The 16,211-nt window shown below is 61.5% G+C and carries 17 protein-coding genes and 3 pseudogenes; 10 read left to right on the top strand and 10 right to left on the bottom strand.

From position 1 onward, the window contains the following. Positions 1 to 56: 56 nt before the first annotated feature. From OKW37_RS01505 to OKW37_RS01490, 4 genes are all read left to right on the top strand, one after another. Positions 57 to 203, top strand: a complete 147-nt coding sequence (locus OKW37_RS01505; protein ID WP_429401574.1) for a hypothetical protein — start codon at positions 57 to 59, stop codon at positions 201 to 203. Positions 204 to 220: 17 nt separating this feature from the next. Then, the gene (locus OKW37_RS01500; RefSeq protein ID WP_429401572.1) at positions 221 to 1,123 is read left to right on the top strand and encodes a hypothetical protein; all 903 of its coding nucleotides are present in this window, start codon (positions 221 to 223) and stop codon (positions 1,121 to 1,123) included. 76 nt (positions 1,124 to 1,199) lie between these two features. Further along, entirely contained in the window at positions 1,200 to 1,589 is a 390-nt protein-coding gene (locus tag OKW37_RS01495; RefSeq protein ID WP_429401570.1) for a hypothetical protein, read from the top strand. Between the two features lie 283 nt (positions 1,590 to 1,872). Further along, positions 1,873 to 2,067: a hypothetical protein gene (locus tag OKW37_RS01490; RefSeq protein WP_187639394.1), complete on the top strand. Its 195-nt coding sequence runs from the start codon at positions 1,873 to 1,875 to the stop codon at positions 2,065 to 2,067. 367 nt (positions 2,068 to 2,434) lie between these two features. Here the strand turns inward: OKW37_RS01490 and OKW37_RS01485 are convergent. Continuing rightward, a pseudogene (locus OKW37_RS01485) lies at positions 2,435 to 3,040 on the bottom strand (DUF2242 domain-containing protein); the annotation flags it as partial. 855 nt (positions 3,041 to 3,895) lie between these two features. Between OKW37_RS01485 and OKW37_RS01480 the strand changes: the two are divergent. Beyond that, positions 3,896 to 4,141, top strand: a pseudogene (locus tag OKW37_RS01480) (SET domain-containing protein-lysine N-methyltransferase); the annotation flags it as partial. Positions 4,142 to 4,454: 313 nt separating this feature from the next. On the opposite strand, the gene OKW37_RS01475 reads toward OKW37_RS01480, so the two are convergent. Then, the gene (locus OKW37_RS01475; protein ID WP_167368858.1) at positions 4,455 to 4,613 is read right to left on the bottom strand and encodes a hypothetical protein; all 159 of its coding nucleotides are present in this window, start codon (positions 4,611 to 4,613) and stop codon (positions 4,455 to 4,457) included. Positions 4,614 to 5,475: 862 nt separating this feature from the next. Here OKW37_RS01475 and OKW37_RS01470 point away from each other — a divergent pair. The 5 genes and pseudogenes from OKW37_RS01470 (at position 5,476) to OKW37_RS01450 (ending at position 8,357) form a co-directional block, all read left to right on the top strand. Then, positions 5,476 to 5,754: an HU family DNA-binding protein gene (locus OKW37_RS01470; RefSeq protein WP_429401568.1), complete on the top strand. Its 279-nt coding sequence runs from the start codon at positions 5,476 to 5,478 to the stop codon at positions 5,752 to 5,754. Beyond that, positions 5,751 to 5,927 carry a DUF1016 N-terminal domain-containing protein gene (locus tag OKW37_RS01465; RefSeq protein WP_429332863.1) on the top strand — a complete coding sequence of 59 codons (177 nt, stop codon included), beginning with the start codon at positions 5,751 to 5,753 and terminating at the stop codon, positions 5,925 to 5,927. Before OKW37_RS01470 ends, OKW37_RS01465 begins: the two co-directional genes overlap by 4 nt. Positions 5,928 to 6,201: 274 nt before the next feature. Then, a complete protein-coding gene (locus OKW37_RS01460; RefSeq protein WP_429401566.1) occupies positions 6,202 to 6,924 on the top strand; it encodes an IS6 family transposase in 723 nt (240 codons plus the stop codon). 56 nt (positions 6,925 to 6,980) lie between these two features. Beyond that, positions 6,981 to 8,078: pseudogene (gene istA, locus OKW37_RS01455) on the top strand (IS21 family transposase); the annotation flags it as partial. 18 nt (positions 8,079 to 8,096) lie between these two features. Continuing rightward, positions 8,097 to 8,357 (top strand): ATP-binding protein, encoded by a 261-nt coding sequence (locus OKW37_RS01450; RefSeq protein WP_429401564.1) that lies wholly within the window; start codon positions 8,097 to 8,099, stop codon positions 8,355 to 8,357. Here the strand turns inward: OKW37_RS01450 and OKW37_RS01445 are convergent. From OKW37_RS01445 to OKW37_RS01410, 8 genes are all read right to left on the bottom strand, one after another. Then, entirely contained in the window at positions 8,339 to 9,040 is a 702-nt protein-coding gene (locus OKW37_RS01445) for an IS6 family transposase (RefSeq protein ID WP_429401562.1), read from the bottom strand. The genes OKW37_RS01450 and OKW37_RS01445 overlap by 19 nt on opposite strands. 212 nt (positions 9,041 to 9,252) lie before the next feature. Next, positions 9,253 to 10,557: an MFS transporter gene (locus tag OKW37_RS01440; RefSeq protein WP_429401743.1), complete on the bottom strand. Its 1,305-nt coding sequence runs from the start codon at positions 10,555 to 10,557 to the stop codon at positions 9,253 to 9,255. Positions 10,558 to 10,601: 44 nt separating this feature from the next. Continuing rightward, entirely contained in the window at positions 10,602 to 11,234 is a 633-nt protein-coding gene (leuD, locus tag OKW37_RS01435) for a 3-isopropylmalate dehydratase small subunit (protein WP_429401560.1), read from the bottom strand. A 2-nt stretch (positions 11,235 to 11,236) separates the two neighbouring features. After that, positions 11,237 to 12,661 (bottom strand): 3-isopropylmalate dehydratase large subunit, encoded by a 1,425-nt coding sequence (leuC, locus tag OKW37_RS01430; RefSeq protein WP_429401558.1) that lies wholly within the window; start codon positions 12,659 to 12,661, stop codon positions 11,237 to 11,239. Between the two features lie 46 nt (positions 12,662 to 12,707). Further along, the gene (locus OKW37_RS01425) at positions 12,708 to 13,568 is read right to left on the bottom strand and encodes an alpha/beta fold hydrolase (protein ID WP_090812163.1); all 861 of its coding nucleotides are present in this window, start codon (positions 13,566 to 13,568) and stop codon (positions 12,708 to 12,710) included. Further along, positions 13,561 to 14,160 carry a VOC family protein gene (locus OKW37_RS01420; RefSeq protein ID WP_090812162.1) on the bottom strand — a complete coding sequence of 200 codons (600 nt, stop codon included), beginning with the start codon at positions 14,158 to 14,160 and terminating at the stop codon, positions 13,561 to 13,563. The genes OKW37_RS01425 and OKW37_RS01420 overlap by 8 nt, the downstream gene beginning before the upstream one ends. 33 nt (positions 14,161 to 14,193) lie before the next feature. After that, positions 14,194 to 15,354, bottom strand: coding sequence for a CaiB/BaiF CoA transferase family protein (locus OKW37_RS01415; RefSeq protein WP_090812161.1), 1,161 nt, complete (start codon positions 15,352 to 15,354; stop codon positions 14,194 to 14,196). 30 nt (positions 15,355 to 15,384) lie between these two features. Next, positions 15,385 to 16,200, bottom strand: a complete 816-nt coding sequence (locus OKW37_RS01410; protein ID WP_090812160.1) for a citryl-CoA lyase — start codon at positions 16,198 to 16,200, stop codon at positions 15,385 to 15,387. Positions 16,201 to 16,211 lie beyond the last annotated feature (11 nt).

The following is a 16,211-nucleotide window of genomic DNA, read 5'->3' as shown; positions in this document are numbered from 1 at the left end:
ACAGCCGCTAGGGAAAAAGGCGCAACGCCCCGGCTTGCCCGCCGATCAGCGCACTGATGCGCTACGGCGAGCGGATCGTGCGGGTGGTCGCCGAAGCCAGCGGCCAGCGCGTGATCATCGAATCGGTGGACGAGGACGGCCGCACCTTCCGCAGCGCGGTGAAATGGGCTAGTCTGACCGCTCTTCACGATCAGCTCTTCTGAACGGGATGACCCAGACCATGCAGCAGCTCGACATCTTCGCCGACAGCCGTGACGTGATGTTGCGCAACGACGTGCTGGCGCCGTTGCAGAGGCGCGATGTGGCGGCCGCGCGGACGGCACTGGCGCAGCTCGCCGGCGAATACCCGGACGACGGTGCGCTGCCCGCGATGACCGTGCTGGTCCGCGAACTCGGGAATGGATCGACCGCGCCCTTTGCTGACCATGCGGCGCTGGACATCGCCCACCGTCACCTGGAGGACGGGGTGGTGCCCGCCGCCCGGCGCGTGCTGCCCGCGCAGAGCGTCCAGCCGTGGCTCGCACCATGCTGGCGAGCGCTCGCCCAGCGGGCCGCGCCGCTGGCCTTTCGCGGCGCCGGTGCCGGGAACCATGCCGACAGCCACGCCGCACCGCTCTGGCTGCTGGCCGGCGACTGGGCGGCTGCACGTGCAGCGGTCGAGGGCATTGAGTCCTGGTGGCGCATCCCGGCACCCTTCGCGTGGATGACGGAGGCGCGCTACCGGGCTGATGGTCTGGATGCCGCGTGGCCACTGCTCGCTGGACTGGCGTGGCTCGCGCCCGCACGGTTCGCGGCGTTGCTGCCCGGACTGGGCGACGCGTCGCTCGACGCGCTGCGCCAGCGCTTTGATGCGGAGTTCCCCGGCACGGGCGAGATCGACGATTACGCGTGGTTCCCGGCCTGGCTGCTGGTGGTCAAGCCGGCGCTCGCAGGCCGGCTGGGTGACGCCCGGATGCAACGTGAGGTTGCGGCATCGCGGGCCACGGTCCTGCTGGGCGAGATCCTGCGCCGGGAGCATGACGGCGACCAGCACGAACTCGTCAGTCTGCGTCAGGCGCTCAGTCGCCTGCATGCCGGCCTGTTCGACGTGTACATGGCCACACGGAAAGTGCAGCACCGGTGAGTATGGCGATCGGCGGCCACGATCACCGCTGATGCCGTAGTCGCATCGGCAAGTCGCGCGGAGGTACGGAGGCGACATGACATTGAAAGCGCAGTGGTACCGGGACAGGCTCGCGAAAAAAAGCCGCAAGGGCTTCTGCGGCTACCCGGTCGCAACGGTGGCCTGCTATGGGCCCGATGACAGGCGGGCGACGAAGGTTGCCGTCGGCATCGTCGCGTACGAAGGCGCCAATGCTGATCCTGTTGAGCGGTGGTTCTGTGAAACGTCCGATGCGAGAACCGATCCGGAAATCACCGAAGCAGTCGTCCGGTTCATTGAACAGCATGGTGCGCGTTCGGTCGTCGCCGTCGATCGCATCATCGGGTGCCCGCATGAGGAAGGCATCGACTATCCGGACGGCGAAACCTGTCCGCGGTGTCCGTTCTGGAGCGACCGTGACCGGTGGAGCGGCGGGTTGATCAGGTGAGGCCGGTTGGGTGCTCTCGCGACTGTGCACGGGACAGCCGGCGTTGAAGCTGGGTGACGCTATTTCATGCGCGGAAGACCTCCAATATGTCCAATATGCGGGACGACCCGGATTGCTCCGCTCCCGAGCCTGCTTCTATCATCAACTCCCCGCTGCCCATCGCAGCCAGACGCGCCATCGGTAATGCGTCGCCGACAGCGACCTTAGCCGGGCAGGCACGGCCCACAGGCCAGTAGCCGGCGCAATCCCCTACGGCACCTACTCGAACGACCAGGAGACAGGAATGCTCAGCGCCCATGAATTTGCGACATTGATGCTCGTCAGGGACTCGGCCGACCATATTGCCGAGCGGCAGGAACTTGACACGTTGCTCGAACGCCAGCTCGTCGCCATGGAGCAGCTTGCCGGCGGTACGGTGCGGCCTCGAATTACGCAGGACGGAGATTCCCTTCTTCGGGCCTTCGCACGCCGTCACTGAGATGTCGCACCCTATGAGCCCGCAAGCCAATATGATGCAGGCTTGAGCGTTGTTCCGGACACTTGCCGCGGCCCAACTTCGAGGGCCGCCCGATCTGCGCTAGGACAGCGCGAGCATGACGCCGTTTATGCGCCGAAGTTTACGACCGGGCTGACGACCGCGGCGGCTCGCGTGTGCTGCCAGGCGGGTCCGTACACGGCAACATGGCACGTCAGGCTGTTCGCCTCTTCGTCGCTGCATGCTGGCCGGGAAAGCGGGCGGACCAAACGCGGCTCGAGCACACGTCCGGGCGCGCCATACCGTCGACGCCTTACCTGGCGCTCGTCGCTTTCTCCGAACCATTACCTGTCCGGGCTGTCCCGATCGGCGGCACGGCGTCGTTCATTGACGGCAGCGTCTCCTTCGGCGCTGCCGCGGCGGCGACGGCGTCCGGCTGGGCGGAGTCGGCCTTCAGGTAGTGGTCGACTAGCGCAAAGAAACGCTGATAGAAAACGCCGGCAGGAATCGTCTCGCTCGCAACTTTCACCATCGAGTCATCGCTTGAGCCGATCGGCAGCGACAGCGATCCGAACACGCTCAGTCCGACGCTCGCCGACGTGTTGCTCTTCTTCAGCGCATAGCGATCCTGAACTGCGTTCACGTACGCGATACTGCTGTTGCTTTTGGGGTCGTCGGTTGTACAGACCACATGGATTTCAATCACCGCATGCGTATCGCCGGTGGGCTGGAAATTTTTCGAGCCGTCGACCGAATCGGGCCTCGTCGAACTGGCGATATATCCCTGGCTGAGCAACGCACGGCGGGCGGCTTCGCAGGCGAGCTCTGCCTTCCCGGCGAAATTGTGCATATAAGGGCTATCGCCTGCGTCGAACTGTTCTTGCTGGTAAAGCGGCTTCGGTGTCGAGCACGCAGACAGTGCGCTCGCAAGCGCAAGCACGAAAGCCGCGGAGGAAAAGCGGAACGGGGTATGCATGGCTGAACAGGTTGGACCGGCTCGAGCGGAGAAGGGGGCCGGCGCCAGATGGCCACGACACCCAATGCTCTTGCGCTGCATGAGAGGGACACATCATGCGGCCGATCCGGAAGTGAATGGGCCGGGCCATTATAGTTTTCTTTCCCTACAACAACCTTCGACGTTCTCGTGAGCGCAGATCCGTTACGTGGTACGGCGGATGTGGCAAGCTGATATGAGAGGACGGCCTTCTCAAGTTGGTCGAGGAAAGGTGAAATCTTTGACAAAGAGTAGGATTGCAAATCAAAAAATGCGGACGCCAGATTCTGCCATTGTCCATTGACGCCGGGCCGCCAGGCGATCCTTCAATTCTGCCCGGTGTCGATCTGCATTCATCAGATGTCGAGGCGGCGCGAAGTGCTGCCGGATCAGGCCGAAGCATGAGAGGAAACCCCGTGTGCGATGTTGCGCAGCGTAGTCAAATCGGGCAGCCTTTCGGAACTTGCGGACGGGATGTTTCAGGAGGCTGGGTGAACGTGGGGGCCTGCTGCTATTTCAACGCACGGCATGGCAGATGACATCCGCCGTCACGCCCCAAGCCTACATTGCGTTCGCCCGAGAACTGTGCGATGCGGTAGGGGCGGGATAAATAGTCAATCTGGCTCTGCGACCGCGGCTGACCTCAGTGGCTAATCCGCTGAGAATGCGGCAACCACACGGGAAGCAGGAGAATGGAGCGAGGAAAAATAAAGAAGACTGAGGCTCTCGATAAACCGGGCCCCGAAGAAAATGAACCAAGAAAAGTTGGTTCCACGCAGTGAGTTTCACACTGTCAGTTTTTGACGACTTTCAGATCGCCGATGACAGCGATCGCCGGTGCATGGGAAAGGAGTGTTCGCGCTGCGGACGCTGAAAGCGGGGGAGCGCGTGTTGGAATACAGGGGTGAGGTGATTTCCTGGCGACGGGCCGCCCGCGCAGCACCGGCGAGACGGCATCGAGGGACACACGTTCTTTTTCGGGCTGGAGGACGGCCGGGTGATCGACGGCAGCCGCGGGGGCAACAGCGCGCGCTGGCTGATCACTGCTGCTCGGCGAACTGCGAGGCAGTTGAGGAGGCGGGGCGCGTGTTCAACCACGCGATCCGGGACATTACGGCTGGCGGCGAACTCTTTATCGATTACCGACTGGAGACGGACGAGCCACTTGATGGTGACCTGTGTCGGTACTACGCGTGCCTGTGCGGTGGTGCCGCCGCACCATGCTCGGGCCCGGGAAGCGAGCGTTACCCGGGACGCGCCGGGTCATGCCGACGCTGGCAAAATCCCGGAGCACAGCTCGTCCGGAGTGGAGCGCAAACGGCTGGCCCCTGTCGCTTGCGCTGCCGGAATTGCCCGCAATGGGTGGACAGTCAACAAGGCAGGTGTCTGCTGTGCTTCAAGGCCTGCGGTGCAACCAGTCCCGCATCGGATGGGTGTCCAGCCAGCGGAGTTGCCGGCTCCTGTGATGTTCACGTCGGTAGTGCTCCGTCACGAGGATGGCAGCCATGATCAGAACGATCACTCCCAGCATGATTCCCGAAATTGATTCGGCCATGGCGACCTCCTGTCGAGTCGCAAACATGCCTACAGTTTAGGTGATGCGCCGGCGCGTCGGGTACTCTAACTGTTCCTTCCTGCTGCCGCCTCCTGCCGCCTTGCGCAGCCCAAACCGGGAAGGATGCGAAGAGGCTGCCACGAGCATGGGCGCGTTGATGACCCGGGTTTAGCGCTGCTTGTCCTACTCGGCAAACGGGGGCGCTACCAGGGGCAGCCTGGTCTGCCGAACGGTGATCTTGTCATCATCGCCGATCGGTTCCACATGGCATCCTCCTCGACCGACCACATTCGGCTTCGCTCGTTACGCAGACTGAAATCTGGAGGTTCGAGTATCGATTCGGCCCTGACATGTGCGTTCGACGCTCTCATAAGGGCGAATTCCTGCCGTCCCGATGGCAGATCCGCGTGTGACTTCATAGGACCTCCGGCGCAAAGGCGCAAACGATTTGCCCGGCGCCATTACGTGCCGCCGCATCGCCAAGGCGCCCGATGCGGTTAGCGATGTCACGACGGACTGCAGGAGGAAAGCCTCAGCGTTCCAGTGTCCGCGCTCCTGCAAAAGCTCGCCTTACCGGTTCATTTAATACCGGATGACGCAACTAACCGTCATGTTCGCCTGGTCCGCCCCTCCAACGTCGAGACCGTTTCGCAATGACGGAGCCGCACACACCGACTGTTACCGCAGTGCCGCGACAGCGCTGCTGGTCGCTGGACGATTTTCCGTCTGTCACGCTCCGGCAGCCCGCGCTGGCCGGGAAAACGGAGGGGGCGGGCGCTACCTTGGGCACGTGCGTGCGCGTTTGCGTTCGGACCGCCCGTTGCCGTACGTTGCGGGTCTGGCCAACAACAACCGATCGAACATGAATAAACAGGAACTGATTGACGCGGTCGCAGCCCGCACCGGCGACACCAGGGCCGCCACCGGCGAAGTCATCGATGCAGTGCCAGGCGCCATCACGCGCGCGGTGACCGCTGGCGACACCGTGCAACTGGTCGGTTTCGACTCGTTCCCGACGGGACAGCGTGCGGCACGCACCGGCCGCAATCTGTCGACGGGCGCTGAAATCCAGGTTGCCGCGGCAAAGACGGTGAAGTTCACTGCCGGCAAGGCGTTCAAAGACGCGGTGAACGCACGGTGACGAAGACCGGCATCGCACCGGCCATCTACGCGGGCCTGCAGCGTGAAATCGCCGACGTGGTGGAGTCCGCGCGCGCGGCCGCCGCCCGCCGCGTCAACGCGTTGATGACGGCGACCTACCGGGAGATTGGCCGGCGCATCGTGGAGTTCGAGCAAGGCGGCGAACTCGGCTAGGCCAGCGGGTCGGTGGCACCCGGTCAACTGTCTCAGCTCGACCCACTGCCGTCGTTCGAAGGTCCGTCACCGCAACGGCAGCTTACTCGGGAACAGCGGTCATCCGACATCCCGCGCTGAGCGACATGAACTGGCCTTTTCGGCCGGCAAGACAACTCGTTCGGATCCGATGGCACAGGTCGCTGGAGGTGAATAGTTGACCCGGCTTGATAAAGGGTTTTGTTGCAGTAAGGGGCCGGGTTAAAATTGGGCAGCAAAATTTCTGAGCTGTCTGATGAAGAAGACGAAGACACCGCGAACCACGCTTGCCCCGGGCCTGGCCAAGGTCCTGAAGCGGCTTCATTACCCGCTTGAAGTGATTTTGCTGTGCGTGCGATGGTACGTCGCCTATTCGTTAAGTTTGCGCAATCTCGAGGAGATGATAGACGAGCGTGGTATCGCGGTTGATCATTCCACGGTGTACCGCTGGGTACGGAAGCTATTGCCGCTATTCGAAAAGACGTTCCGCAAGCACAAGCTTCCGGTTGGGAAAAGCTGGCGAATGGACGAGAGCTATATCAGGATCAAAGGCGAGTGGAAATATCTTTATCGGGCGGTGGACAAGGCGGGCGACACGATCGACTTCCTGCTCAGGGCCAGGCGGGACAAGGTTGCAGCCCGGCGGTTCTTTGAAAAAGCCATCGCCCACAATGGTGCGCCAGAGACCGTGACCATTGACAAAAGCGGCTCCAATCTGGCCGCGTTGAACGCGGTGAATGCCGATCGCGAGACGCCGATCAAGGTCCGCCAGATCAAATACCTGAATAACATCGTCGAACAGGACCATCGGGCTATCAAACGCCGGACCCGTCCTATGCTAGGGTTCAAGGATTTCCACAGTGCGAGGGTCATTCTCGGCGGCATCGAGGTAATGCACATGATCAGGAAAGGACAGATGAAATGTGTGGGCAAAGACCCGTTGTCTGCTTCCCGGCAGTTTTATTCACTTGTTATGTAAGCAATACTGATTATATTGACATTTGTCGTCTCGTCACGCTTACTGCGACAGAACCGGGCAAGAAGCTGGGCATCATCAACCCGGGCACCGGTGAAATCCGCGAGGCCGAGCTGTTCGTCGCTGCGCTCGGGGTGTCCGGCTTCACCTTCGCGGAACTCACGTGGACCCAGCAGTTGCCCGACTGGATCGGCTCGCACGTGCGCGCCTTCGCGTTCTATGACGGCCTGGTCGAGATCCTGGTGCCCGACAATTTGAAATCGGGCGTGCACAAGCCCGGATTCTACGATCCCGACATCAATCCAACCTACCAGGAAATGGCCAGGCATTACTCCGTGGCTGTGATCCCGGCTCGCAGTAAAAAACCGAGGGACAAGCCGAAAGCCGAGTTATCGGTCCTCCTGGTCCAGAGATGGGTCCTCGCCCGCCTGCGCAATCAGCGCTTCTTCAGCCTGGACGAGGCCAACCGCGCAGTCGCCGCATTGCTGAGCGACCTGAACAACCGGCCCTTCAAAAAGTTGCCTGGCTGCCGCCGTAGCGTCTTCGACGAGATCGATCGCCCGGCACTCAGGCCATTGCCCGAGCGGCCGTATCAGTACGCGGAATGGAAGGTCGCGCGCGTCGGCCCGGACTATCACGTTGAGCTCGATCAGCACTACTACTCGGTGCCGTACCGCTACGCGCGCGAGCAGGTTGACATGCGTCACACGGCCAACACCGTCGAAATCTTCCATCGTGGCCAACGCATTGCCGCCCACGGCAAAAGCGCTCGCCGTCGCTACCACACCACGATCGACGCGCACATGCCGCCGGAGCATCTGGCTGTCGCCAAAGGCTGGGATCCGCAGCGGCTGCGTGACTGGGCCGCCGACATCGGCCCGCATACGTCGGCCGTCATCCAGCACCTGCTGGGCGCCCGCAAGCACCCGCAGCAATCCTATCGAACCTGCCTGGGCGTGCTGCGCATGGGCAAGGACTACGGGCGCGACCGGCTCGAAGCCGCCTGCCGCCGCGCCATCGATCTGAAAGCGCCGAACTACAAGTTCATTGCCTCGACGCTGAAGAACGGCCTGGACCGGGAGTCCGAAGCGACTCCCGCCCAGGCTGACCTGCCGCTCATGCACGCCAACGTGCGCGGGCCTTCGTACTACCACTGAAGCTGAAAGGGAGTCGTTATGCTGCAACATCCCACTGTCGACAAACTGCACGCGCTGCGCCTGTCTGGCATGGCCGCGGCGCTTGCCGAGCAACAGACCCAGGACGGCATCGACCGGCTGGGCTTTGAAGAACGTCTCGGGCTGCTGGTCGAGCGTGAAGCCAGCGAACGTGACTCGCGACAAACAGCGGCCCGGCTGCGCCGGGGGCTTTGTCGCAGTAAGGATCAAAGAGCGAGCGAGATCGATTCGCGAAGTACTGCTTACATTGCGAGCTCGTAGAATTGATCAGCGGCGGACGGATGGGCTCCGCGAACACACTTCATCTGTCCTTTGGCGATCATGTGGATAATCTCAATGCCGGCCAGAAGGATCCGGGCACAGCGAAAGGTCTTGAACCCCAGCATGGGCCGCGTTCGTCGCTTGATCGCCCGATGATCCTGCTCGACCAGGTTATTGAGATATTTGGACTGGCGGATCCTGATGGGCGCTTCACGATCGGCATTGATCGCCTCGAGCGCGGCGAGATTGGCGCCGCTTTTGTCGATGGTTACCGTCTCGGGCATACCGTTCTGGGCGATCGATTTCTCAAAGTAACGCCGGGCCGCAGTCTTGTCCCGATGGGCGCGCAGCAGAAAGTCAATGGTGTTGCCGTCCTTGTCGACGGCCCGGTAAAGATACCGCCATTCCCCCTTGACACGGATGTATGTTTCGTCCATCCGCCAGCTCTTACCCACCGGCCGTTTGCGGCGGCGAAACGCTTTCTCCAGCACCGGCAGCAGCTTGATGGCCCAGCGGTGCACAGTCGAATGATCGACCGAAACGCCACGCTCAGCCATCATGTCTTCAAGGTGCCGTAGGCTCAGCGGATAGGCCACGTACCAGCGCACGCAGGTCAGAATCACGTCGAGCGGATAATGCAGGCGTTTGAGCACTCGGGCCACCGCCGGATTCATAGTCTTCATCGAGCTTTCAGTCGTTCGTGTCGTTCCGCCCATCATAGCCGACCGCCTTACTGCAACAGAACCGAAGCTTCCTTCTTTCGCAATAGTCAGAGGCTTGTCTATGTCGATACTCTGCGCCAACGCCGGGTATGAGGTCACGCATTACGCAGCGAGTATCAACACTAGTGCCACCTTTGCGATAAGCGACAAACAGCTCTCCTCGAATCTTGCTTTCATTTCGCCGCGCTATTGCGCATCGCCACTGCGATGACTGCCGCGCCGCACATCAGGACGAACGCTACCAGGTACGAACCAGCGCTTATCTCATGCGTGAGCGCTGTCAGTGAGCCGATCGCGGTCGGAGCCGTGAGACTGCCGAGCTGGCCGATGCTGGATATCAGGGCGATTGAGCCCGCAGACGCTGTACCGGACAGGAAGGTTGCCGGAATAGTCCAGAAGATTGCTGTACACGTCAGGTACCCGATGGCGACGAGAGCCAGGCCAGCGATTGCAGGTCCGAAGGAAGAATGTGTTGCGCCGATAAGCACCGCACCGAGAGCCGATACCAGTGCGCAACTAGCGAAGTGCAAACGACGCTCGTTCCGGGCGTCCGAGTGCCGGCTCACCACCAGCATACCGATTGCGCCGACGAAATACGGAACAGCGGACAACAAGCCGATGTGCCAGGGATTTGCCACGCCTGCCTGACGAATGACGGACGGCGCCCAGAAATTAAGAATGCTTCCCGCCCATGTGATGGTGAAGTACCCGAAGGCGCAGACATACACTCGCCAATTCTTTAGCGCCGCGCCGAAGTGTGAAATCTGGTGGGAAGTGGAGTCGGACTCACCTTCCAGCTCCCGGACAACGATGGCCTTTTCGTGTGCCGACAGCCATTTCGTGGTCTGCGGGCTATCTGGCAGATACCATAAGGCGCACAGCCCAACAAGCACGGGCGGGACGCCTTCCAGAAGGAACAGCCACTGCCAGGCATGCAGCGCATGCCACCCTTCAGCATTGTTCAGAATCCAGCCTGAAACCGGGCCGCCAGTAATACCAGCGACCGCAATCCCGAGCACAAAGGCAGAAAGCACTCTCGCACGATACCGGTTAGGGAACCAGGTCGTCAGGTAGTAGACAATGCCCGGGAAAAAGCCAGCTTCCGCAATGCCAAGAGCAACCCGTGCGATATAGAACTGGGTCGGATTGCGCACGAACATCATCGAGAGAGACACCAATCCCCAGAGAACCATGATGCGAGCTATCGTCTTTCGGGCTCCGATCCTGCGGAGCAGCAGGCTGCTGGGAACCTCGAACAGCACGTACCCCACGTAGAAAATTCCGACGCCGAAGCCGTAAGCAGCTTCGGTAAGTCCGAGGTCGTTCTTGAACTGCAGATGGGCGAAGCTGACGTTGACGCGGTCAATGTAGTTCAGAACGTAGCAGAAGAACAGGAACGGAATGAGCCGTAACGCAATCCGTTTGAAAAGTGCGTCCGCGGTTGCGGATTGAGCAATACTCCCTCCACTCGAGCTCACCTCAGTGCTTGCGAGTGGTGCGTCCAATATTCCATCCTGCCGAGTCAGAGCCACGGTCGTCCCCCTAAATACGTTGCCTCAAAATTTGTAATCTCTTCTGCGTGCTTTAACGTAGCACCAACCTCGTCAATACCCTCGATAAGATGCGTTCTCTGGGCTAGCTCCATGTCGAAGTGGGCACGAAATCCATCGGAGGCCGACACCGACCGCCTAAGAAGGTCAACGCAAAGTTGATAGCCAGGCGTTTTATCTACCGCCTTAAACAGGTAAGAAATTTCATCGCCAGTCAGAACAACCGGAAGCATCCCGTTCTTGCAGCAATTGTTGTAGAAGATATCGGCGAAGCTTCGCGCAATCAGGACGCGGAATCCGTACTGCTGAAGAGCCCACGGCGCATGTTCGCGCGAGCTGCCACAGCCAAAATTTCGACCGGCGAGAAGTATCGACGCACCCGCGTAGCGCGGTCGGTTCAGGACGAAATCCGGCTTAGGCAACCGCTCCGTCGCCGGCTTCCCGTAGTAACCGGAGTCTTCGAACCGCCATTCGTCGAACACATACGGCCCGAAGCCGGTCCGGGCGATAGCTTTCATGAACTGCTTCGGCATGATGGCATCGGTGTCGACGTTGTCCCGCTCCAGCGGGACGGCGATGCCGGTGTGAGTGACAAATGGCTGCATGACTAGGTTTCCTGGCGCGGTTTCAGGGCGCGTACGTCAACGAAATGACCCGCGACAGCGGCCGCTGCAGCCATTGCCGGGCTGACCAGGTGCGACCGTCCGCCGGCGCCTTGCCGACCTTCGAAGTTGCGATTCGATGTTGATGCGACCCGTTCGCCTGGCTCCAGATGGTCAGGGTTCATTCCGAGGCACATCGAACAACCGGCTTCTCTCCACTCAAATCCGGCCCCGATGAAAACCTGGTCCAATCCTTCTTGTTCCGCTTCCCGCTTGACTGCACTGGACCCGGGCACCGCGAGAGCGAGGCTGATATTCGGCGCCACATGGGCGTTGAGCGAACGCAGCACGTCGGCAGCAGCGCGCAGGTCCTCAATTCGCCCATTGGTGCAGGAGCCAATGAAGACCTTGTCAACTGAGATATCCGTCATGCGTGTGCCCGGCTTCAAATCCATATAGCGCAGTGCAAGCTCATAGCCGGTGCGCCGGTTCTTGTCCGCCAGGGTCGCGGGGTCGGGGATGCAATCCTCGATGCCCACGACCATCTCAGGTGACGTCCCCCATGTGACTTGCGGCGTCAGGGATGACGCATCGAGAGTGACGTGTGCGTCGAAAGACGCGTCATCGTCCGAGCGCCACGCGCCCCACTCAGCCGCAGCTTTTACCCAGTCCTGCCCCTTTGGCGCGTAGGGGCGACTGCGACAGTAGGCAAGCGTTGTTTCGTCGACTGCAACCAGTCCGGCTCGCGCTCCAGCCTCAATGGACATATTGCACAGGGTCATCCGTCCTTCCATCGAAAGGGCATCGACGACGGGACCAGTGAATTCGATTGTGTGACCGGTCGCCCCAGCCGTACCAATCTTGCCGATGAGAGCAAGCGCAACGTCCTTCGCGCTGCAACCGGACGGGAGTGCTCCGGTCACCACCACGCGCATGTTCTTGCTGCGCCTTGTCAGCAGCGTCTGGGTGCCAAGTACGTGTTCAATCTCAGACGTCCCGATGCCGAACGCCAAAGTGCCGAACGCACCGTGTGTGCTCGTGTGCGAATCGCCGCACACGATAGTCATTCCAGGCAGCGTGGTGCCCAACTCAGGACCGACGACGTGGACAATTCCCTGTCGCTCATCGTCCATGCCGAAATGCTGGATGTTATGGGTCTTGCAATTCTCGCGCAGTCTTTCGACCTGAATGCGGGCAGTCTCGTCGGCGATACCTGCCAAGCGGTCGGTTGTGGGCACGTTGTGGTCCGCGACCGCAAGAGTCGACCTGGGTCGCCAGATGGCGCGCCTCTCCATGCGAAGCGCTTCGAACGCTTGCGGACTGGTCACTTCGTTCAAAAGGTGACGGTCAATGTAGAGAAGCGTAGAACCGTCTGGCTCCGCACGCACGGTATGCTTGTCGAAAAGCTTGTCATAAAGGGTACGGCTCATTGCATTTTCCTCGGCCATCAGCGTCGGCCACACGATCGTGCTGCAATCAGGCGCCCGACGCGAATCTGAGCAACTCGGCGCCGAAGCGCTGCGGGTTTTCCAGAAACGGCGCGTGCCCGCTGTTTTCGTAGATGGAAATGCGGGCATGCGTGACCAGTCGGCCTAGTCGCGCGGCGAGCGCGGGCAAGACAACGCGATCCAATTTGCCGTGCGTCACCAGCACGGGAATGTCGAGTGCCGCGATGACGCTGTCATAGTCGAGCACCCTGCGCCGCATCCAAAGACGATGCTCGGGCGAGACCAGCCGCACCGCGGACGCAATCGACTCGAAACTCGCGTTGTCGGGACCGATTCGCAGGACGTCGGAAACGAACCGTGCGGCGGCGGCCTCGGCGCTCCTCGGCTCGCTCGAACAGAGCGCTTCGAGACACAGGTGGTCCGGCCCGATCGCCGTGGGGTCGGCCACGCTCGCCGCGGCAACGAGATTGATGCCTGCGAGCGTCCCCGTTCCGTAGTAGCGGATGTAGTCGAACAGCATTCTTCCACTGTACGACCACGCCACGACGGTCGGGCGGCGAACCCCGCTCGACTCGATCACGGCGGCCATGTCGTCGGCCCACAGTTTGCCGTCGAGGTAACTGTCCGCTGTACTCGCACGCCCCGACGCGCCATGGCCGCGCAAATCGGGGACGATGAAACGGCACGCTTCCAACAGGGATGCCTGCTCGTAAACTGGCGCCCAGACGCTGTGATCGAGTGAGAAGCCATGCAGCAAAACGATCGGGATACCCGACCGATTGCCCCAATCCCAATAGGCGATAGGCAAGCCGTCGCTTGAGACACCCTTCCCGCGCCGCAGTTCGCAGTCGGCGGTCCGGCTGCCTGTCGCGGACAGTGCGTCAGGCATTTGCGACGTCCCCATAGTGCTGCGCGCGCAACGCCCGCCACTTTTCCATGTCGGCATCGACCAACTGGTACCTGTCGGCAAAGAACCGTTCGCTCACCGGCACGTTCGTTGCAAATTCGAGGCGCAGTCCGTTCGGATCGTAAAAGTAGATCGAACGGCAGTAGCCATGGTCGATCTCGAACACCTCGACGCCCGCACCTTCGAGCTTCTTCTTGTAAGCATCGATCGTCGCGTCGCCGCCTTCGACTTCCATCGCGATGTGATGGCAGAACTGGTCGACCTCAGCGAAGTCTGCCGGCTTGAAATGCACTGGATAGTCGAAGAACGCAAGCGCGCTTCCGTCGGCGAGTTCGAAATACAGGTGCATGTAGGGCTTCGGCTCGTTGGTCAGCGGGTCGATGGGTTCGATGCATGCCGCGACAAGCGGGAAGCCCAGAAGGCCCTCGTAGAACGCACGCGTTTCCTCTGCGCTACGGCAGCGAAACGCGTGATGGTGAAGCATCTTCACCTTGTTGCTGGCGCGCCGCTGCTGCGCAATGGCGCGCGCCTTCTCGATATCGATATTGCTCGGGGTCCAATTTTCCAGACTCATTTTTGCTCCTCCAGATGGTTAGCTGCGCACCCTTTACCGGTCCTTTTCGTATGGTCGGGTGGCGCGCCGCAGTTCGTTGCGAATTTCGCTGTCGTGCTCGTTCAGTAACGGCGGGGCCGTGACGTCGGATTCACGCTTGCCGTCAAACGTCACCGGGAACCGTATGGTGCGGAACGGCCCCACCTCCGGGTGCGTCGTCGCCACTTCGAGCCCGAGGTGTTTGACCTGGGGATCGGCAAGTGCTTCGCGTGTGTCGTACATCGGGGCATGCGGTACGTCTTCGGCGGCCAGCCGTTCGCACCAGACATCCCGCGTTTCCGACGCGAAGATCTCGCGCAAGAGAACGATCAGATCTTCGTAATGCTCGATGCGCGCTTCACGCGTAGCAAAGCGCGGGTCCAGGAAGATGTCGGGGCGGCGCATCGCCGTCGCAAGGCCTTGCCAGAACTTCTCGGGCGACGACATGTGCAGCGCGACCCATTTGCCGTCCGCGCAACGGAGCACGTAAGACTGCGAAACGCTCGGCCGGCTGAACGGGCCCATCACTTCGCCCTCGGACAGCAGGTGGGTGAACGCGTCCAGATTGAAGTGGCACATCGCTTCGACCATCGACACCTCGACGGAGCTCGCACGCCCCCTGCGCCCGCGTTCGTAGAGCGCGCCGAGAATGCCGAACGCCGCATAGTAACCGGTCATCGCATCGGCTACCGCGGGGCCGACGACGCGTGGATCAGCGGGGTTCACGAGCAGGTTCAGATAGGCACTCGTCGCTTGCGCGACGGTATCGTAACTGGGCCGCTGAGCGGCCGGTCCGGTTTGCCCGAAGCCGCTGATTGCGCAGTAAACGAGGCGCGGATTGAGTTCGCGAAGCCTTGCCTCGCCAGCGTTCAGCCGCTCTGCAGCGCCGGGACGGAAGTTCTGGATATAGACATCCGCGCTCCGGATCAGATCATCGAATACGGCCTGGTCTTCGGGGAGCTTCTGATTGAGCGTAATGCTGCGTTTATTACGGTTGTAAGTCTGGAAATGAGGACTGTACAAGCCGCCGCGGAACGCGCGAAACGGATCTCCCGTACCGGGCTGCTCCACCTTGATGACGTCCGCACCCATGTCGGCGAGAATCATCGCAGCAGCCGGGCCCGTGATGAAAGTGCCCTGCTCGATGACTCGCACGCCCTGCAGTACCTTGTTCATGTTGCTGATTCCAGTCGAATAGGAAGACACTTACTCGGAGGCAGGGCCGGTCCCGGTCTGCGCGGCCGGGACGCCATCGAAGACGAGTTCGCGCGTCGCCTGATAAGAAAGCGCGAAGCCGATCGGCCGCTCGAGTTCCTCCGTTAGATGCGCGATAAGGCCAGCGGTGCGAGCAAGAATCGGCACGCCTTTCAATGCGGCAAGTGGAAAGCCGACGCCGAGCAGCACGGCCGGGATCGCGGCCGAGACATTGAGCTTCAGTTCCTTGCCGATCACCTGCGGAATGGCGCGCTCGACCGCTTCGGCGATGGCGACGTACCGCAGATTGATCGCGCGGTCGCGCGCGACCGAAAAGAGCGCGTCGACGCGGGGATCGCGCGCCTTGTGTAGCGGGTGGCCATAGCCGGGAATGGCACGCTTCGCGGCGCGGTACTCCTTGACGACAGCGAGCGCAGCGGCGTTGAGGTCGCCGTCGTTGCCGGCGCGCTCGGAGACTTCGCTGAACATCCGTCCGGCCGTTTCCGCCGCGCCGAGAATCACGGAGCCGCACCCGAGAATGCCGGCTGCAACCGCGCCCTGCAGTGCGTCAGGCGCCGCGGCGAGCGTCATGCGGCTCGCCTGCACGCTGGGCACGAGACCGTGCTCAGTGATGGCGACCAGCGTCGCGTTCAGGATCGCCGTCGCGTTCTCCGACGGGCGCGATCCGGTCAGGAGCAGGTAGAAGTACTCTGTCAAGGAGATTTTGCCGATCAGGTCGCGGCACAGATCGGCGCCGCGCACGGTGATCGAATGCTCGTCTGATGTCGAGATTGCTGTTCTGGGTATGGTTTCCTTGCCGATCTTCATTTCACGCTCCT

It is taken from the genome of Paraburkholderia sp. MM5482-R2 (assembly GCF_050436125.1).
Classification (GTDB): domain Bacteria; phylum Pseudomonadota; class Gammaproteobacteria; order Burkholderiales; family Burkholderiaceae; genus Paraburkholderia; species Paraburkholderia tuberum.
Note: the sequence above shows the minus strand (reverse complement) of the source record. Positions and strands in the feature narration are given on the sequence as shown.